17 protein-coding genes, 1 pseudogene and 1 riboswitch are annotated in these 17623 nt (G+C 72.8%); of the genes and pseudogenes, 13 read left to right on the forward strand and 5 right to left on the reverse strand.

Annotated features, from left to right (window positions below):
* Both ilvN and ilvC read left to right on the forward strand, forming a co-directional pair.
* On the forward strand, window positions 1-525 hold the full coding sequence (gene ilvN, locus E1300_RS21005) for an acetolactate synthase small subunit (protein WP_131758735.1): 525 nt from the start codon (window positions 1-3) through the stop codon (window positions 523-525).
* A 67-nt stretch (window positions 526-592) separates the two neighbouring features.
* Window positions 593-1576: a ketol-acid reductoisomerase gene (gene ilvC, locus E1300_RS21010; protein WP_131758736.1), complete on the forward strand. Its 984-nt coding sequence runs from the start codon at window positions 593-595 to the stop codon at window positions 1574-1576.
* Window positions 1577-1682: 106 nt separating this feature from the next.
* Here ilvC and E1300_RS21015 read toward each other — a convergent pair whose 3' ends face one another.
* Window positions 1683-2471: a hypothetical protein gene (locus E1300_RS21015; protein WP_131758737.1), complete on the reverse strand. Its 789-nt coding sequence runs from the start codon at window positions 2469-2471 to the stop codon at window positions 1683-1685.
* A gap of 153 nt (window positions 2472-2624) precedes the next feature.
* Here E1300_RS21015 and E1300_RS21020 point away from each other — a divergent pair, with 153 nt between their 5' ends.
* The 5 genes from E1300_RS21020 (at window position 2625) to E1300_RS21040 (ending at window position 8943) form a co-directional block, all read left to right on the forward strand.
* A complete protein-coding gene (locus tag E1300_RS21020; protein ID WP_131758738.1) occupies window positions 2625-3143 on the forward strand; it encodes a PadR family transcriptional regulator in 519 nt (172 codons plus the stop codon).
* Between the two features lie 71 nt (window positions 3144-3214).
* Entirely contained in the window at window positions 3215-4750 is a 1536-nt protein-coding gene (locus tag E1300_RS21025; RefSeq protein WP_242619285.1) for a DUF2079 domain-containing protein, read from the forward strand.
* 379 nt (window positions 4751-5129) lie between these two features.
* Window positions 5130-5768, forward strand: a complete 639-nt coding sequence (locus tag E1300_RS21030; RefSeq protein WP_242619286.1) for a thymidylate synthase family protein — start codon at window positions 5130-5132, stop codon at window positions 5766-5768.
* Window positions 5769-6030: 262 nt separating this feature from the next.
* Window positions 6031-7620 (forward strand): phosphoglycerate dehydrogenase, encoded by a 1590-nt coding sequence (gene serA / locus E1300_RS21035; protein WP_131758740.1) that lies wholly within the window; start codon window positions 6031-6033, stop codon window positions 7618-7620.
* Between the two features lie 609 nt (window positions 7621-8229).
* Window positions 8230-8943 (forward strand): (2Fe-2S)-binding protein, encoded by a 714-nt coding sequence (locus E1300_RS21040; protein ID WP_131758741.1) that lies wholly within the window; start codon window positions 8230-8232, stop codon window positions 8941-8943.
* A 23-nt stretch (window positions 8944-8966) separates the two neighbouring features.
* Here the strand turns inward: E1300_RS21040 and E1300_RS21045 are convergent, their stop codons facing one another.
* Entirely contained in the window at window positions 8967-9701 is a 735-nt protein-coding gene (locus E1300_RS21045) for a CbtA family protein (protein ID WP_131758742.1), read from the reverse strand.
* 10 nt (window positions 9702-9711) lie between these two features.
* Window positions 9712-9948 (reverse strand): CbtB domain-containing protein, encoded by a 237-nt coding sequence (locus tag E1300_RS21050; RefSeq protein ID WP_131758743.1) that lies wholly within the window; start codon window positions 9946-9948, stop codon window positions 9712-9714.
* Window positions 9949-9980: 32 nt separating this feature from the next.
* A riboswitch (cobalamin riboswitch) is annotated at window positions 9981-10172 on the reverse strand.
* Window positions 10173-10290: 118 nt separating this feature from the next.
* On the opposite strand from E1300_RS21050, the gene E1300_RS21055 reads away from it, so the two are divergent.
* Together E1300_RS21055 and E1300_RS21060 are read left to right on the forward strand one after the other, a co-directional pair.
* A complete protein-coding gene (locus E1300_RS21055) occupies window positions 10291-11346 on the forward strand; it encodes a 3-isopropylmalate dehydrogenase (protein WP_131758744.1) in 1056 nt (351 codons plus the stop codon).
* Between the two features lie 170 nt (window positions 11347-11516).
* A complete protein-coding gene (locus tag E1300_RS21060) occupies window positions 11517-12620 on the forward strand; it encodes a branched-chain amino acid aminotransferase (protein WP_131758745.1) in 1104 nt (367 codons plus the stop codon).
* A 79-nt stretch (window positions 12621-12699) separates the two neighbouring features.
* Here E1300_RS21060 and E1300_RS21065 read toward each other — a convergent pair whose 3' ends face one another.
* The gene (locus tag E1300_RS21065; protein ID WP_131758746.1) at window positions 12700-13239 is read right to left on the reverse strand and encodes a hypothetical protein; all 540 of its coding nucleotides are present in this window, start codon (window positions 13237-13239) and stop codon (window positions 12700-12702) included.
* A gap of 512 nt (window positions 13240-13751) precedes the next feature.
* Between E1300_RS21065 and cimA the strand changes: the two genes are divergently transcribed.
* Both cimA and E1300_RS21075 read left to right on the forward strand, forming a co-directional pair.
* Window positions 13752-15329, forward strand: a complete 1578-nt coding sequence (gene cimA, locus E1300_RS21070; RefSeq protein WP_131758747.1) for a citramalate synthase — start codon at window positions 13752-13754, stop codon at window positions 15327-15329.
* A gap of 56 nt (window positions 15330-15385) precedes the next feature.
* Window positions 15386-15667, forward strand: a complete 282-nt coding sequence (locus E1300_RS21075) for a GNAT family N-acetyltransferase (protein WP_131758748.1) — start codon at window positions 15386-15388, stop codon at window positions 15665-15667.
* 64 nt (window positions 15668-15731) lie between these two features.
* Here E1300_RS21075 and E1300_RS21080 read toward each other — a convergent pair whose 3' ends face one another.
* On the reverse strand, window positions 15732-16106 hold the full coding sequence (locus E1300_RS21080) for an antibiotic biosynthesis monooxygenase family protein (protein ID WP_131758749.1): 375 nt from the start codon (window positions 16104-16106) through the stop codon (window positions 15732-15734).
* A 287-nt stretch (window positions 16107-16393) separates the two neighbouring features.
* On the opposite strand from E1300_RS21080, the gene E1300_RS21085 reads away from it, so the two are divergent.
* Together E1300_RS21085 and E1300_RS21090 are read left to right on the forward strand one after the other, a co-directional pair.
* On the forward strand, window positions 16394-16765 hold the full coding sequence (locus E1300_RS21085; protein ID WP_131758750.1) for a tetratricopeptide repeat protein: 372 nt from the start codon (window positions 16394-16396) through the stop codon (window positions 16763-16765).
* A gap of 133 nt (window positions 16766-16898) precedes the next feature.
* Window positions 16899-17623: pseudogene (locus E1300_RS21090) on the forward strand (hypothetical protein); the annotation flags it as partial.

Genomic DNA, 17623 nt, shown 5'->3' on the forward strand with positions numbered 1-17623 from the left:
ATGAGCCTGCACACCCTCTCGGTGCTGGTGGAGAACAAGCCCGGCATCCTCGCGCGGGTCGCGGCCCTGTTCTCCCGGCGCGGCTTCAACATCGAGTCCCTCGCGGTCGGCACGACCGAGCACCCGGAGATCTCCCGGATGACGATCGTGGTGAACGTCGCCGACCTGCCGCTGGAGCAGGTCACCAAGCAGCTCAACAAGCTGATCAACGTCCTGAAGATCGTGGAGCTGGACCCGTCGGCGTCCGTCCAGCGCGAGCTCGTGCTCGTGAAGGTCCGCGCCGACGCCGAGACGCGCTCCCAGGTCCTGGAGACGGTCCAGCTGTTCCGTGCCAAGGTGGTGGACGTCGCCCCGGACGCCGTGACCATCGAGGTGACCGGGAACCGCGACAAGCTGGACGCCTTCATCCGGATCCTGGAGCCGTTCGGCATCAAGGAGATGGTCCAGTCGGGCATGGTGGCCATCGGGCGCGGCGCCCGGTCCATCACCGACCGGTCGCTGCGGGCCATCGAGCGCAGCGCCTGAGGGGACCGTCCCCTCGTCAGAGCCGTCCCATCGTCAAACACTGAAAGGCAGCAGCACTGTGGCTGAGATGTTCTACGACGACGCCGCCGACCTGAGCGTGATCCAGGGCCGGCACGTGGCGATCATCGGCTACGGCAGCCAGGGGCACGCGCACGCGCTCTCCCTGCGCGACTCCGGGGTCGACGTGCGGGTCGGGCTCCGCGAGGGGTCGGCGAGCCGCGAGAAGGCGGAGGCCGAGGGGCTGCGCGTGGTCACCCCCGCCGAGGCGGCCGAGGAGGCCGACCTCATCATGCTGCTGGCCCCGGACCACCACCACCGGGAGATCTTCGAGAAGGACATCAAGCCCGCCCTCGTCGAGGGCGACGCCCTGTTCTTCGGGCACGGCTTCAGCATCCGCTACGACCTCGTCCAGCCGCCGGCGGGCGTGGACGTCGCCATGGTCGCGCCGAAGGGCCCGGGGCACCTCGTCCGCCGCCAGTTCGTCGCGGGACGCGGCGTGCCGGTGATCGTGGCCGTGGAGAAGGACGCGTCCGGCAACGCGTGGCCGCTGGCGCTGTCCTACGCCAAGGCCATCGGCGGCCTCCGCGCGGGCGGCATCAAGACCACCTTCACGGAGGAGACCGAGACCGACCTGTTCGGCGAGCAGGCCGTGCTGTGCGGCGGCGCGTCCGAGCTGGTCAAGGCCGGGTTCGAGGTGCTGACCGAGGCCGGCTACCAGCCCGAGGTGGCCTACTTCGAGGTGCTGCACGAGCTCAAGCTGATCGTCGACCTCATGTACGAGGGCGGCATCTCCAAGATGTACTGGTCGGTGTCCGACAACGCCGAGTACGGCGGCTACAGCCGCGGCCCGCGCGTGATCACGCCGGAGACCAAGGCCGCGATGAAGAAGATCCTCGGCGAGATCCAGTCCGGCGCCTACGCCAAGGAGCTGGTGGAGGAGTTCGAGGGCGGTCAGGCCCAGTTCGGCAAGTACCGCGAGCAGCTCGCCGAGCACCCGATCGAGAAGACGGGCGCCGAGCTGCGCCCGATGATGAGCTGGATCGACGACTGATCCCGCCTCCGGCACGCGCCGCCGGGCGAGCACACTGTTCCTCGCCCGGCGGGCCGGTCCGCGCGGCCCCCGTCCGGCCCGGCGGCGCCCGGCCCGGCGGCGCGCGTCAGCGGGCGAACCCGCGCCTGAGCCGCATCCGCAGCGGCAGCCGGCCGGCGGCCTCGTGCACCGACAGCGCCAGGTGCCCGCCCCGCGTGAAGTAGACCGTCACGTCCTTCGCCGGACGGGCCGTCCGGCGCTGCGGCGACGTCTTCACCCGCGCCGCCCGCACCGAACCGAAGCGGGCCTCCCGCGTGACCCCCAGCGACGTGGCCGCCACGTGCACGTCCCAGCGCCCCGGCTCGATCACGGCCGGGTCGGCGACGGCCTCGAAACCGCCGTCCCGCTCGCGCGGCTCGCCGGGGAAGCGGTGCTCCTTGCCGGTCGTCCGCTCCCGGAGGACGACGTCCACCTCCGTCCGGTGCGTGTCGACGCGCTGGAGGGCCGCCGAGCCGCGGATCCGGACCCGCCCGCCCTGCCAGCCGACCGCGTCGAGCCGGTGGTCGACGCCGACCTCGGTGGTGATGTCGGCGTCCTGCCGCGACACGCCGCGCAGGTAGGGGTACATGGCGTAGATCCGGCCGCCGACCACGACGGCGCCCGCGAGGCTGCCCTCCGCCTCGTCCCGGATCAGCCGCTCCAGCTCGTCGCGCAAGCCGTGCTGGATGCAGAACGCCCGGAGCCGGACGGACGCGGGCAGCGCCGCCCGCGCGTCGTCGCTCAGCCCCTCCTCGCCGAGGACCCGCCGGGTGCCGTCGACCAGCCGCTCGCGCTGGCCGACGTCGAGGTCGAGGTAGCGGTGGTCGTACACGCGCAGGACGTCGCGCAGGACGCTGATGGTGCTCTCCGAGGTCAAGGCGTCTCTCCTGGTCGGCTGGGCCGCGTCGGCCGGGACACCGTCACGTTAGGCGGCGCGCCGGTCGGACACAGGGAAATCTCGGGAGCGTGTCCCCGGGGATGCATACCGGGTATTGCCTTCGACCATACCGGGTATGCATACTTGGTGGGCATGTCGATCCGTCACGGCCTGCTGGCGCTGCTCTCCCAGGGGCCCCGCTACGGCTACCAGCTGCGCGCCGAGTTCGAGGCGTCCACCGGCGCCACCTGGCCGCTCAACATCGGGCAGGTGTACTCGACGCTGTCCCGGCTCGAACGCGACGAGCTGGTCACCCGGGTCGGCGCCGACGCGGAGGGCAGGTTCGTCTACCGGGTCACCCCGGCGGGCGAGGAGGACGTGCGCCGCTGGTTCGCGAGCCCCGTCGCCCGCGCCGACCGGCCCCGCGACGAGCTGGCGATCAAGCTCGCCTTGGCGGTCACCACGCCCGGCACCGACGTCCGCGCGGTCGTCCAGACCCAGCGCGCCGCCACCCTCCGCACCCTCCAGGACCTCGCCCGCCTCAAGGCCGACGCGCCCGGGCCCCCCGCCGGCCAGGAGGACCGCGCCTGGCGCCTCGTCCTCGAATCCATGATCCTCCAAGCGGAGGCCGAAGTGCGCTGGCTCGACCACTGCGAATCCACCACCCCCTGACCCACCCCGCACCCGTGCCTCCAGGTCGGGGCGGAACTCGCCGGGGGCGGGTTGCTGGTAGCGTCCGGCGCGTGGCTGAGGCGGTTGTGGTGGAGGGGGCCGTGGACGGGGCCGCGGCCGGCCGCGCGGGACGGGTGCGGTGCCGGCGCGACCGGGCGGCGCTGGGCGCGCTCGTGGCGGTGACCGCCGCGCTGTACGCGGCGTACTCGCTGATGCGGCTGCGCGCCTTCCGCGCCAGCAGCTACGACCTGGTGATCTTCGACCAGGCGATCCGCTCCTACAGCCGCTTCGAGGCCCCCGTCGCGATCGTGAAGGGCGTGCACAACGGCTTCGGCCCGCACTTCCCGATCCTCGGCGACCACTTCTCGCCGATCCTCGCGCTGCTCGCGCCGTTCTACTGGGTGCACGACGGGCCCGGGACGCTGCTGGTGGCGCAGGCCGTGCTGCTCGCGCTCGCGATCGTTCCCATCTGGCGGTACGCGCGACAACGGCTCGGCGCGGGCGCCGCGTACTGCGCCGCCGGGGCCTACGCGCTGTCGTGGCCCATCGCCGAGGCGCTCGCCTTCGACTTCCACGAGGTCGCGTTCGTCCCCGTGCTGTCCGCGCTGATGATCGAGCGGTACGACGCGGGACGGCGGGGCCAGGCCGCGGTGGCGGCGCTTGTCCTTCTGCTGGTCAAGGAGGACATGGGCCTCCTGCTGGCGGGATTCGGGCTCTACCTGCTGACCCGCCGCGACGAGCCCGGCCCGGAGGAGGGGCTCCCGCGGCGCGCGGACCGGCGGGCGGGGGCCGCGTACATCGTCGCCGGCCTCGTCGCCACATGGGTCTCCTCCCGGCTGATCATCGCGGCGTTCGGCGGCGACAACGACTACTACTGGGCCTACGGATCGCTCGGTCCCGACCTCCCGCACGCCGCCGTGCACGCGCTGACCCACCCCTGGGACGTCGCGTCCGTCCTCGGCACCCCGCCGCACAAGCTGTGGACGACGGCGCTGCTCGTCCTGCCGCTGCTCCTGCTGCCCCTTGCCTCGCCGCTGACGCTCACCGCCGTGCCCCTGCTGGCGGAGCGGATGCTCGCGAGCCGCTTCGAGAACTGGTGGGAGCCGCACTACCACTACAACGCGTTCATCGTCGCCGTGCTCGTCCTCGCCTCGGTGGACGGCGCGGTGCGGCTGCGCGGACGGCTCGGGCCGCGGGTCCGCGCGCGGATTCCGGCCCTGCTGCCCGCTGCCGGGCTCCTGGGGGCCGCCGTTGTCGCCGTGCCGTTCTTCGCCTTCGCCGATCTGGCCGATCCGGCACTGTGGCGGCAGAACGAGCGGGCCCGCGCGGCCGAGGCGGCGGCCTCCCGGGTCCCGGACGGGGCGCTGGTGGAGTCGGCCAACGTGATCGGCCCGGCGCTGAGCCCCCGGGCGCGCGTCCTGCTGTGGGACGGGCGGTCGCGCCAGGCGCCCTGGGTCGTCGCCGACGTCGAGCGGCTGGAGTTCCCCTTCCGGACGGTGGCCGAGCAGCGGGGCAGGGTGGAGTCGCTGCTCGCCCAGGGATACCGGGAGGTCTACCGCGCGGACGGCTACGTCGTCCTGCACCGGGCGGCGCCGGACCCCTGGTGACCGGTCGGTCGCCAGGGCGATAAAGGCAGATCGTTTGGACAGATTGTCCGGTGACCCTCTGTTGGAACGCGGGTCAAATTGCGGGTGAAGGTTCCCCCGCGGATAAATCTGACTATCCTTTTCGTCTGCTTTGCCTGATACTTGAACGGAGTCGCGACGGCCGCGGCCGGTGCGCGAAGCACGTGCCACCACCCCTGTGACCGCTGCCGGACCGGCGTTGGGGCGGAGTACATGAGTGGTGTGAGGCAGTCCGAGGACAGGGCAGGGCGGTGCGCGCCGCGCGCGCCGGAATTTATCCCCCGCGCGGCAATGCCCGAGGCAGGTAAATCTCCGTACCGCATTGGCGGTCATGGGGCGGAATATGGCGGGGAGTCGTGACGTGGCGGCGCCAGCGGGCCGGCACGCCCGGCGCTTCGAGACGTGCGGCCGCGCCTGGATCGCCGTGCTCCGGCACGTCTGGTCCGCCGGCGTGGCGGGCATGGAGGACCAGGGACCGATCATCGAGGGCCCGCCGACGCTCTTCGAGGTCGCCTCGCTGAGCTGGGAGGACCCGATCCTGCGCGAGTACGGCGACCGGACGCGGATCGGCGACCGGGGCCAGGAGCGCGCCCGCCGGGCCGGGCGGAGCCGCTACGGACCGCGGCTGCGCGAGCTCGGCGGCGTGGATCAGCTCGCCTGGGTCGTCGACCTGCTGCGGGCCCGGCCGTGGACGACCAGCGCGTGGATCTCGCTGACGGTCCCGGGGGAGTCCGCCGAGGACATGCCGTGCCTGACGGCGCTGTCCTTCCGCATCCGCGACTACCGGCTGATCATGACGGCGATGTTCCGGTCGCAGAACGTCTACCGCGGCTACCTGACCTACATCCCGCTGCGCGGCGTCCAGCTCCAGGTCGCCGAGGAGCTGGGGCTCCCGTCCGGGCCGCTGCGGGTGTTCGTGGACGTCCCGCACATCCTCGTGGGGGACGCGGAGCGGGTCGCGTCCGTCCTGGCCGCGATCCCCGAGCCGAGCGCGGCCTGACCCGAGCCCCGCTGTGAACAGGGTCACCCGAGCCGGGCGGGCCCGGGTGGGCCGTCCGGAAGCGGACGCGCCGCCTCAGGTCCGGTGGTCCGGGAGGTGAGGCCGCTCGGGACGCCCGTGGAGTTACCGGCGGGTGTTTCCGCTGCCGCCGAGCCCGTGGCCGCCGGGGGATAGACTCGCCGCGGGGGCGAGGGCACGACGAGGTGACTCGCGACTTCACCTGCACATCAGCCGCATATCCGACTTCCCGAAGGACTGTTCCTTGAGCAAGCCCGTCGTCCTCGTCGCAGAAGAGCTGTCCCCGGCCGGCATCGCCGTGCTGGAATCCGACTTCGAGGTCCGTCACGTCGACGGCAGCGACAAGGCGCTCCTGCTGCCGGCCGTCGCCGACGTCGACGCGCTGATCGTCCGCAGCGCCACCAAGGTCACCGCCGAGGTGTTCCAGCACGCCCGGAAGCTGCGGGTCGTCGCCCGCGCCGGCGTGGGCCTCGACAACGTGGACGTGGAGGCCGCCACCAAGGCCGGCGTCATGGTCGTGAACGCGCCGACCTCCAACATCGTCACCGCCGCCGAGCACGCGATCGCGCTGCTGCTCGCCACCGCCCGGAACGTGCCACAGGGCCACGCCGCCCTCAAGCAGGGCGAGTGGAAGCGGTCCAAGTACACCGGCGTCGAGCTCCAGGGCAAGACCGTCGGCGTCCTCGGCCTCGGCCGCATCGGCGTGCTGGTCGCCCAGCGCCTCGCCGCGTTCGACATGAACGTCATCGCGTTCGACCCGTACGTCCAGGCCGCCCGCGCCGCCCAGCTCGGGGTGAGGCTCGTCACGCTGGAGGAGCTGCTCCGGGAGAGCGACTTCATCACCGTCCACCTGCCGAAGACCCCGGAGACGCTCGGCCTGATCGGCGACCGCGAGCTGCACCAGGTCAAGCCGAGCGTGCGGATCGTCAACGCCGCCCGCGGCGGGATCGTCGACGAGGAGGCCCTCGACCTCGCGCTGAAGGACGGCCGCGTCGCCGGCGCCGGCATCGACGTGTTCAGCAGCGAGCCGTGCACCGAGAGCCCCCTGTTCCACCACGACGCCGTCGTGGTCACCCCGCACCTCGGCGCCAGCACCCACGAGGCGCAGGAGAAGGCGGGCACCCAGGTCGCCCGCTCGGTGAAGCTGGCCCTGTCCGGCGAGTTCGTCCCGGACGCGGTCAACGTCCAGGGCGGCGCCGTCGCCGAGGACGTCAAGCCCGGCCTGCCGCTCGCCGAGAAGCTCGGCCGCATCTTCACCGCCCTCGCCGGCGGCGTCCCCGTCCGGCTGGACGTGGTGGTCCGCGGCGAGATCGCCGAGCACGACGTCAAGGTGCTGGAGCTGGCCGCGCTCAAGGGCGTCTTCGTGGACGTGACCGAGGAGGCCGTGACGTTCGTCAACGCGCCGCTGCTGGCCCGCGACCGCGGCGTCGAGGTCACCCTCACCACCAGCGAGGACAGCCCCGACTGGCGCAACGTCGTGCAGGTGCGCGGCACCATGGCCGACGGCGCCGTCGTGTCGGTGTCCGGCACGCTCACCGGCCCGAAGCACGCCGAGCGGATCATCGAGATCAACGGCTACAACATGGAGCTGGTCCCGACCGCGCACATGGCGTTCTTCTCCTACGTCGACCGGCCCGGCATCGTCGGCGCGGTCGGCAAGCTGCTCGGCGACGCCCAGGTCAACATCGCGGGCATGCAGGTCGGCCGGGACGCCAAGGGCGGCAAGGCGCTGATCGCGCTGACCGTCGACTCGGCCATCGCGCCGCAGCTCGTCGACGCCATCTCCGCCGAGGTCGGCGCCGACATGGGCCGCCGGGTGGACCTGGAGAACTGACACTCAGCACCGCCACGGGCGGGCGTCCGGCAGCGCGCCGGACGCCCGCCCGACGCGTTTCCAGGACGCGGGGAGGCGGTGTCCGCCGTCTCACATACCGGGATTTTAAGCCACGGACCGGGACACCCGGCGGGACGGCGGGTTACCGTGACAGGAGTCATGCGGCGTTTCGTAGTGATCCTTCGCTGCCGCACCGGGGCCTGAACCATCGACAGGCCGGCACCCCGCCGCGGGGCACCCGCCGGCCCTCGACGCGGCGCCGGACCGTGCGAACCACGGTTCCCCGGCGGCCTCCCCGCCACAGCACAGCGATTCGGAGCACCCACATGAACGACGCCATCCCGACCAACGCGCCCGCCGAGAACGCCGAGGAAGAGGCCGCCCGCGCCCTGCAAACGGCCCTCGACCGCCGCGACAACGGCGGGCGGTAGATTTTTCAATCCCGGCCCAGGGGGCTCGCCTGGCGGCTCGCCCCCTGACCGTGCTTGGGCGAGCGCTGCATCGCTTCGCGATCTCCGCGGGGAGGCTCGCCTTCGGCCTCGCCTCCCCGCGTCGTTAACGCGCTCGCGTGAAACCTGAGGTCGCCGTCCACGGTCCTAAGATGGGGCGGTGCCTGCTGACGCCGTCTCCGCCGACAGTTTCGTCGGCGCCGACGAGGTCGTTGCGGTTCTGCGGGACGTCGCTCGGCTTGGGGCCTACTTCGAGATCGTCACGGATCCGGACGAGTCGGTCGATCCGACGTGGCGGCCGTTTCCGGAGACTGATCGGGAGCGGCTCATCGGCCTGACCGGGCAGTACGCGCGGCGCCTCGGGACGGACGAGCGGCGCGTCGCCGCGTCCATCCTCTTCCAGGGGCTCGCGTCGCGGCTGTGGTCGCCCATGGTCGCGGCCGCCGCGCGCGGCGTCGTCCCGCATCTGTCCGGTCTGCACTGGCGGTGGGCGCCCGGTGCCCCGGTCGCGCTGTGGCTGGCCGAGCCGTCCGGCAGGCGGGCCGGGAGCGCGCGCGAGGCCGCCGCGCTCGTCCGCGACGCGGTGGTGGACGGGCAGCTCCGCCCCCTGCGCGAGGCGATGCTCGGGTTCGTCCGCCTCGCGGACGGACTGCTCTGGGGGAACGCCGCCTCCGCCCTCGCGGGAAGCCTCAACGTCGGCCCGCCCGATCCGGACCGCGCCGCCGTCGTCCGCGAGCTGCTCGCGCTGGAGCCGCTGGCGGGCACGGGGGCGTTCGGGCCGCGCGGCTTCGTCCGGCGGAGCTGCTGCCTGTACTACCGGGTGCCGCCGGGCGGCGAGATGTGCGGCGACTGCGCCCTGCTGCCCCGCCGCTAGCGAAAGGCGGCGGGGCGCACGCGTCACGTGCCCGCTGGAACCGCGGTACGCGCCGGATGGTGGGCGAGCGCCCTTTCGGTGAGATAGCCGAAGAGGAGGCCGATCGTCGCCCACAGGACGAGCTGGACGCCCAGGGAGGCGATCCGGAAGTCCCACAGGACGGTGGCCGGGAAGTGCTCGGGGATGGCGTTCGGCTTGGGCGTGAGCCGGTAGACGAGCCCGATGACCACCGCGAACCCGGCGGTGGACGCGATGACCGCGTTCCAGGCGCCGAGCCTCGGGACGAGCCGGCGGCAGACGATCACCGCCGCGGTGGTGGCGAGGACGCCGAGCGCGACCATGCCGAAGTACAGCGCCGTCCGGCTCCCGATGGTCTCGGGGTCGCCGACGGCCGGCGGGGTCGCCGGGTACTTCAGGAACGGGACGAGCTCGATCGCGACGAACCCGGCGAGGGCGACCAGGGCGGCCGTGGCGCGCGCGCCGAGCCGTCCGAGCCTGCCGTGGGCGAACGCGAACGCGATCGAGAACAGGCCGCCGAGCGCCACCCCGTACACGGCCATGGCCGTGATCAGCCCGGCGGTCTTCTGGACGGTGCGGCTGACGACCTCGGGCTCGTGCCCCTCGTGGGCGGCGTGGGCCTCCTCGAAGGCGATGGCGTGGCCGACCTGGGGCTCGCCGTAGATCCAGGCGACGACCAGGGCGAGCGCGGCCGCGGCGAGCCCGACGAGCATGCCGCGGACCAGCAGTGATCTCATCATCGGCGGCGGCTCAGTGGCAGGGGAAGCCGAGCAGGTGCCGGCCGTCGTGGGTGAACTCGTGCACCCACGTGCCGCCGAACAGGGACGTCGCGCCCTGCTCGGCGCCGACGAAGTAGATGAGGACCGCGCCCAGGACCACGGCGAAGACCGCCCAGGGGAGGATCTCGCGGATCGGCACGCGCAGCGGCGCGGGGGCCGGCCGGGCCTGCGGGGACGTGCCGGCGGGCGGAACGGCGGACTGGGCCATGTCGGGTCTCCTCACGGGGTTCACTCGCCCCGGTAGCGGGAGGACGACGGGTCAGTGTCCTGACTCCCAGATCCGCGCCTCCCTCCGACCTTCCAGCCGGTATGTCCGGCCGTGGTCGCGAGCGGGGGAGACTCCCTGGTCACAGTGGCGGGACCGTCCTGGAATCGCACCAGAGTTCCTGCGCACCGTCGCCTCGTATCTGAACTTGTCGCCCAGAGCGTCCCCTTTGGGTGGTGTGCGCGTCAAGTCCGCTCCCGGGCGGTGCCCTGCGGCGACGAGACCGGTGTCCCGCCATGTGAGACCTCAGCCCAAGCACTGAGACGTTTGCAGTAGAGTGCGCCCATGGCTTCCCGCAGCATTCGTCTGGCGATCATCCCGGGTGACGGGATCGGCCCCGAGGTGGTCGCCGAGGGGCTGAAGGTCCTCGACGCCGTCGCCCCGTCCAGCGGCCTCGCGTTCGAGCGCACCTCCTACGACCTCGGCGCCGCCCGCTGGCACCGGACGGGGGAGACGCTGCCCGACTCGGTCCTGGACGAGCTGCGCGGGCAGGACGTCATCCTCCTCGGCGCCGTCGGCGACCCCAGCGTGCCGAGCGGGACGCTGGAGCGGGGGCTGCTGCTGCGGGCCCGCTTCGAGCTCGACCACTACGTCAACCTGCGCCCGGTCAAGCTGTTCCCGGGCGTCGCGACGCCGCTCGCGGGGGTGACGCCCGGCGACATCGACATGGTCGTCGTCCGCGAGGGCACCGAGGGGCCGTACACCGGCGTCGGCGGTGTCGTGCGCAAGGGCACCCCGCAGGAGGTCGCCACGCAGGAGAGCGTGAACACCGCCTTCGGCGTCGAGCGGGTCGTCCGGTACGCGTTCGAGGTCGCCGCGTCCCGCCCGCGCAAGAAGCTGACGCTCGTCCACAAGGACAACGTCCTCACGTTCGCGGGCGACCTGTACCAGCGGGTCGTCAAGCGGGTCGGTGAGGAGTACCCGCAGGTCACGACAGACTACTGCCACGTCGACGCGGCCACGATGTTCTTCGTGAACCAGCCGGGCCGGTTCGACGTGGTCGTCACCGACAACCTGTTCGGCGACATCATCACCGACATCGGCGCGGCGATCGCCGGCGGCATCGGCCTCGCCGCGTCCGGCAACGTCAACCCCGACCGCACCGCGCCATCGATGTTCGAGCCGGTGCACGGCAGCGCGCCCGACATCGCGGGCCAGGGCAAGGCCGACCCGACCGCCACGATCCTGTCGGTCGCGATGCTGCTCGACCACGTCGGCGCCGCCGACGCGGCCCGCCGCGTCGAGGCCGCCGTCTCCGACGACCTGGCCGAGCGCGCCGCCCTCGGCGCCCGGTCCACCGCGCAGATCGGCGACGCGATCGCCAAGCGAGTATCCGGCTAGGGGCGCGCCTCCTGGCCTGAACAGGGATCACTCCGGGCGCGCCGACGGCGCGCCCGGTTTCCGTGTGCGCCGCGACCGAGGAGTAGGTCTAGACGAAGTACGACAATAAGGATTATGGAAGCCGGAGCGGCAACGGGGCGGCACCGGCGATCCGCGAGAGGACATCCGCGATGAGCGACACCCTGGACTTCGAGATCACGCCCTGCGAACGGCCCGCGACGGCCGACGAGCGGGCCCGCGTGCTGGCCGATCCGGGCTTCGGCCGGCACTTCACCGACCACATGATCACGATCAGGTACGCCGCTGACCGGGGCTGGCATGACGCGAAGCTGGAGCCCTACGGCCCCATCCCCATGGACCCGGCCAGCCAGGTGTTCCACTACGCCCAGGAGCTCTTCGAGGGCCTCAAGGCCTACCGGCAGCCCGACGGCTCGATCGTCACCTTCCGCCCCTACATGAACGCCGCCCGGATGAACCGCTCCGCCGCGCGGATGGCGATGCCCGAGATCCCCGAGCAGCTCTTCGTGGACGCCGTCGAACTCCTCGTCCGCACCGACCGGGACTGGGTGCCCGACGCGGAGGGCCACAGCCTCTACCTGCGGCCGTTCATGTTCGCCACCACCCGCGCCCTCGGCGTGAACAGCCCGGCGAACGAGTTCCTGTTCATGGTCATCGCGTCGCCGTCCGGCCTGTACTACCCGCGCGGCGTCAAGCCCGTCTCGGTGTGGCTCTCCCAGGACTACACGCGGGCCGCGCCCGGCGGCACCGGCGAGGCCAAGTTCGGCGGCAACTACGCGGCCTCGTTCGCGGGCCAGGCCGAGGCCGTCGCGCAGGGCTGCGACCAGGTCGTCTGGCTCGACGCGGTGGAGCACCGCTGGGTCGAGGAGGTCGGCTCGATGAACCTCATGTTCGTCTACGGCTCCGGCGCCGAGGCCCGGCTGCTCACCCCCGCGCTCACCGGGACGCTGCTCGCCGGGGTGACCCGCGACTCGATGCTCAAGCTGGCCCCCGACCTCGGCATCCCCGCCGCGGAGGGCCGGATCAACATCGACGAGTGGCAGGCCGGCTGCGCCTCGGGCGAGATCACCGAGGTGTTCGGCTGCGGCACCGCCGCGATCATCAGCCCGGTCGGGCACGTGAAGGGCGCCGACCGGGAGTGGACGATCGGCGACGGCGAGCCGGGCGAGGTCTCCATGCGGCTGCGCGAGGAGCTGATCGGCATCCAGTACGGCACCCGCCCCGACCCGTACGGCTGGGTCCACAAGATCGTCTGATCGTGCGCGTCCGGACGGCGCGCCCCCGACATCGGGGAGCGCGCCGTCCGGTGTTTCCGGGGCTCAGGACGTCACGGCGTCAGTGCCCGTGGCCGTGGCCCTCCTTGGCGTCCGGGTTGATCGTGTACTCCAGCGCGAACGTGGCGACCGCGGTCGCGGGCTTGCCGTTCGCGTCCACGCGGAACGCGCAGGCGCCCGCGATCTTGTAGGGCTTGCCCGCCTCGTGGCCCCGGACCGTGCCGTGCCAGGTGCGGCCGAGGCGGATGGTCTCCTTGGCCCGGTACCTGCCGTCCTGCCCGGTGGCCTCGCACATCGCCTTCGTGCCGGGCTTGGCCCGCATCTTCCTGCCGTTGACGACGAACCGCCACGACAGCGGGTACCCCTTCGCGTGCCTGCCGGTCAGGGCGACATGGGCGTGGAAGCGGCCGATCGAGTTCTTGTAGTCGAATCGCGGGTGCTCCTTGCTGAAGACGAACTTCTGCACCGCCGGCGGCGCGGCGGCCGGCCGCGCGGTCGCGGCGCCCGCCGGGACGGCGTTCGCGGCGGCGGCCGTGCCGAGCGCCAGGGCCACGGCGGCGCCGGAGACGAGGGCCTTCGGCCCGATTTCACGCATGCGCATGTCGACGATCCCTTCGGAGGTCCGGTCGCCCGGGTTCCCCGCGGGCGACATGACGGATCCGCCGGACGAGCGAGGTCGATGCGACGGCGGGACCGGTCGCCGGCCCCGCGCACCGGGCCCCCGACCGGCGAACTCGCTGGTCGGAATTATTTCCCGCGGGCCCCGCCAGGTCCCGGACCGCGCGCCCGGCGGAGGCGGCCGGGGGCGACTGGCGGATGCTTGTCCCCCTTTTTCCAGCGCGAAACGAGGGTGAAGCTCGCATGTTCGGAGCTTCGTGGATGGGGGCGCCTCCACGGGGCCGCCCGACCCTCGCGCATCTCACCATGCGGGACGGATGTCCCATTCCCGGGACGGGTGTGGCAGACTGGGCGGCATCATGCGCCGCAGCCTCGTGATTATCGGCTGGCGCGTCGGCATCTGACAGGACAACGCCGGCGCGCAGACCTCTCACGTCCGTGAGGGGTCTTTTTTGTGTCCTGGCGCTGATCGCCCACTTCTGGGGGTTTCACATCATGCAAGGCGACGCGTTCCACGTCTACGACACCACGCTCCGCGACGGCTCGCAGCAGGAGGGCCTGAACCTCTCCGTGCCCGACAAGCTCGCCGTCGCGCGCCACCTCGACGACCTGGGCGTCGGCTTCATCGAGGGCGGTTGGCCGGGCGCCAACCCCAAGGACACCGAGTTCTTCAGGCGGGCCCGGACCGAGCTCGACCTGAGGCACGCGCAGCTCACCGCGTTCGGCGCGACCCGCCGGGCCGGTGTGCGGGCCGCCGACGACCCCCAGGTGGCCGCCCTGCGCGACTCCGGCGCGTCCGTCGTGACCCTGGTCGCCAAGAGCCACGACAGGCACGTCGAACTGGCCCTCCGCACGACCCTGGCGGAGAACCTCGCGATGATCCGCGACACGGTCTCCCACCTGCGCGCGGAGGGCCAGCGGGTCTTCCTGGACGCCGAGCACTTCTTCGACGGCTACAAGGCCGACCGCGCCTACGCGCTGGAGGCCGTCCGCACCGCCGCCGAGGCCGGCGCGGACGTCGTCGCGCTCTGCGACACCAACGGCGGCATGCTGCCGGACGAGCTCGCCGACGTCGTCCACGAGGTCGTCTCGCTCGGCGTCCGGGTCGGCATCCACTGCCACGACGACTCCGGGTGCGCGGTCGCCAACTCGCTCGCCGCCGTGAAGGCCGGCGCCACCCACGTCCAGGGCTGCGCGAACGGCTACGGCGAGCGCAGCGGCAATGCCAACCTGTTCACCGTCATCGGGAACCTCCAGCTCAAGCGCGGGATGAGGCTCGTCAGCGACGACCAGCTCGCCGAGATGACGCGGATCGCGCACGCCGTCTCGGAGGTCACCAACGTGGCGCCGAGCTCCCAGCAGCCCTACGTGGGGCTCTCGGCGTTCGCGCACAAGGCCGGGCTGCACGCCTCCGCCGTCAAGGTCGACCCCAACCTCTACCAGCACATCGACCCGGCCACCGTGGGCAACGACATGCGGATGCTGGTCTCCAGCATGGCCGGGCGCGCCTCCGTCGAGCTGAAGGGCCGCGAGCTCGGCTACGACCTGTCCGGCGAGAAGGCCAGGACCGTCGTCGACCGGGTCAAGGAGCTGGAGTCGAACGGCTACACCTTCGAGGCCGCCGACGCCTCGTTCGAGCTGCTGCTGCGCGAGGAGCTGACCGGCGTCCGGCAGCGGCACTTCGAGGTCGAGTCGTGGCGGTCGATCGTGGAGCGCCGCCCCGACGGCTCCATGGTCAGCGAGGCCACCGTCAAGCTGCACGCCAAGGGCGAGCGGATCATCGCCACCGGCGAGGGCAACGGCCCCGTCAACGCCCTCGACAACGCGCTGCGCATCGCTCTCGGCCGCCTCTACCCGGAGCTGGCCCGGCTGGAGCTCGTCGACTACAAGGTGCGCATCCTCGAAGGCGCGCACGGCACCGACGCCCGCACCCGCGTCCTCGTCGAGTCCAGCGACGGCGAGCGCGAGTGGGGCACGGTCGGCGTCGAGGACAACGTCATCGCCGCCTCCTGGCAGGCCCTGGAGGAGGCCGTCACGTACTGCCTGCTTCACGCCGGCTACGAGGCGGGCTGACCAGGCCGGCGGTCCGGGACGGGAATGTCCGCCCCCTGACGGGCATTAACCGGGGCATGAGCACCGAGATCACCGACAACGCCGAGCAGAACCGCTACGAGATCCGCCTGGACGGCGAGCTCGCCGGATTCGTGGAGTACACCGCGCAGCCGGACCGCCTCGTCTTCACCCACACCGAGGTGGACTCCGCCTTCGAGGGCAAGGGCGTGGGCAGCTCCCTCGCCAGGGGCGCCCTGGACGACGTCCGCGCCAAGGGCCTCTCGGTGGTCCCGCGCTGCCCGTTCATCGCGAAGTGGATCGAGAAGCACCCCGACTACAAGGACCTCGTCGCGTCCTGAGGGGCCCGAGACAGGCGACGGCCGCGGGACGAACCCGTCCCGCGGCCGCCGAAGTCCGGTCGGGTCAGCTCTCGGCGGGCTCGGGGGAGGCGCTCTCGACGACCTCGAAGCTCCAGAGCTCGGAGCCGCTCGCGGCGGGCCCGCCGTGCCCATGCCCGTGCCCGTGGCCCGCGCCGTCGGAGCGGGCCTCGGCGTCCTTGGCGGCCTCGGCGTGGCCGCGCTGGAACGCCTGGCTCTCCGTCCAGCGGCGGAAGTCCTCCTCGCTCCGCCAGCGGGTGTAGACCAGGTAGCGGTCCGAGCCCTCCACCGGGCGCAGCAGCTCGAAGCCCTCGAAGCCCTCGGCGGACTCGACGAGCCCGGCCCGGCCCGCGAAGCGCCGCTCGACCTCCGCGCGCATCTCCGGCCGCACGGTCAGCACGTTGATCTTGACTACGGACACGCCGCCCCTCCTGTGGTCTCGACGAGGCCACCGTACCGGCTGCGACCTCCGGGACTCCGGACGGCACGGCGGCGCACGGGACGCGAGGGGCGGTGCGGGCGTCCGCGCCCCATGGGGGATGGAACGGCGTGTTTCCGGTGGTACTGGCATCGGCGCGCAGAAATTTCGCCAAACCCACCGAAACCGGTGGCGGATTCCCGCCGCGGAGGCCACCATGGTGTGCAGCACGGCCCGTGTGACGTTCCCGCGCGCCGCCTCCCGTTCTCCCGACCCGCCGGAGTGATCGTATGTCTGTCCGCCCCTGGAGCCCCGAGGACCTTGGGCGTCCCACGGACGGGTCCTGGGCGGACGTGGCCTTCGGCCTGGGCGAGGTGTACGAGCGCGCGGGCGACCTGGAGTCGGCCGCCGGCTGGTACCGGCGCGCCGCGGAGTCCGACCGCGCCGACGCCGCCCTGCGCCTCGGCGCCGTCCTGGGCCGGATGGCCGACGCCCGCCGGGCCGACGAGTCCGCCGAGGACCTCCTCGCCGAGGCCACCCGCTGGCTCAGCGGCGCCCAGGACACCACGACCCCGGACGCCATCGAGCTGATCACCGACATGCTCAACCGGCACCAGCGCCAGGCGGCGCGGCGCGGCCTGGAGCCCGCCGGCAGCGCCTGAGGGTCCGGCCCGGGGGCCTCGTCGGCCGTCCGTCTCGTCCGCATATATCCGTACAGGCGCCTGCCCCGTACGAACCGATCCGCCCCGCCCGTCGTCGGACTCACTGAGATCGACGACAGTGGAGGGTGACGAGTTGAGCGGCGAGGAGACCGGGTACGTCCCCCCGGATCACAAGACCACCGCCGAGTTCCGCGTCCCCGGCCGGCCCGGCGAGGACACCCGGCCGGACGACGACGGGCCGGAGCCGGGCCCCGCCGCGACGAGCCCCGCCGCGACGAACCCCGGCGTCGCCGGTCCCGCTGCCACGGGCCCTGGAGCGACCGCCGTCGACGAACCGATCGACCCGAACGCCACGCTCCAGGACGCTCCCGCCGACGACCCCCCGGCGACCTGGCAGGACGTGCCGGTCGACGACCCGCCCGCGACGCTCCAGGACGTCCCCGCCGAGGTCGACGACCCGCCCGCGACCGTCACCGACCTGGCCGCCGAACTCCAGACCTCACCGGATCCCGGGACGGCGCCCGCTGTCGCACCCGACGACCTCCCATGGACGGCCCAGTTCGGCGCCGACCAGGCATCGCCCGAGTTGCCCCCGTACCCGGACCTGCTGCCGACCCCGTCGCAGTCCCCGGCACCCGTGCAGTCTCCGCCTTCGCTGGGGTCCGCGCCACCGTCGCCGTCCCACATCGAGTTCCGGACGCCGCCGCCGGACCCGGCCACGATGACGAACGCGGCACCCGCCGCGGCCGTGTCCGAGTCGCCCGCGCCGCCCCCGCCGCCCGCGCCGCCGCCGCATGAGGCGACGGCCCCCAGCGCGGCCGGTCCGAGCATGGCGGGCCCGAATGCGACCGGCCCGAG

The sequence above is a fragment of the Actinomadura fibrosa genome, from assembly GCF_900659615.1.
Taxonomy (GTDB): domain Bacteria; phylum Actinomycetota; class Actinomycetes; order Streptosporangiales; family Streptosporangiaceae; genus Spirillospora; species Spirillospora fibrosa.

What these genes read in the sequence shown, in the direction of transcription:
- ilvN (WP_131758735.1), top strand. Translation starts at nt 1, where the DNA reads ATGAGCCTGCACACCCTCTCGGTGCTGGTGGAGAACAAGCCCGGCATC.
- ilvC (WP_131758736.1), top strand. Translation starts at nt 593, where the DNA reads ATGTTCTACGACGACGCCGCCGACCTGAGCGTGATCCAGGGCCGGCAC.
- E1300_RS21020 (WP_131758738.1), top strand. Translation starts at nt 2,625, where the DNA reads ATGTCGATCCGTCACGGCCTGCTGGCGCTGCTCTCCCAGGGGCCCCGC.
- E1300_RS21045 (WP_131758742.1), bottom strand. Translation starts at nt 9,701, where the DNA reads ATGATGAGATCACTGCTGGTCCGCGGCATGCTCGTCGGGCTCGCCGCG.
- E1300_RS21050 (WP_131758743.1), bottom strand. Translation starts at nt 9,948, where the DNA reads ATGGCCCAGTCCGCCGTTCCGCCCGCCGGCACGTCCCCGCAGGCCCGG.
- E1300_RS21055 (WP_131758744.1), top strand. Translation starts at nt 10,291, where the DNA reads ATGGCTTCCCGCAGCATTCGTCTGGCGATCATCCCGGGTGACGGGATC.
- E1300_RS21060 (WP_131758745.1), top strand. Translation starts at nt 11,517, where the DNA reads ATGAGCGACACCCTGGACTTCGAGATCACGCCCTGCGAACGGCCCGCG.
- E1300_RS21065 (WP_131758746.1), bottom strand. Translation starts at nt 13,239, where the DNA reads ATGCGCATGCGTGAAATCGGGCCGAAGGCCCTCGTCTCCGGCGCCGCC.
- cimA (WP_131758747.1), top strand. Translation starts at nt 13,752, where the DNA reads ATGCAAGGCGACGCGTTCCACGTCTACGACACCACGCTCCGCGACGGC.
- E1300_RS21075 (WP_131758748.1), top strand. Translation starts at nt 15,386, where the DNA reads ATGAGCACCGAGATCACCGACAACGCCGAGCAGAACCGCTACGAGATC.
- E1300_RS21085 (WP_131758750.1), top strand. Translation starts at nt 16,394, where the DNA reads ATGTCTGTCCGCCCCTGGAGCCCCGAGGACCTTGGGCGTCCCACGGAC.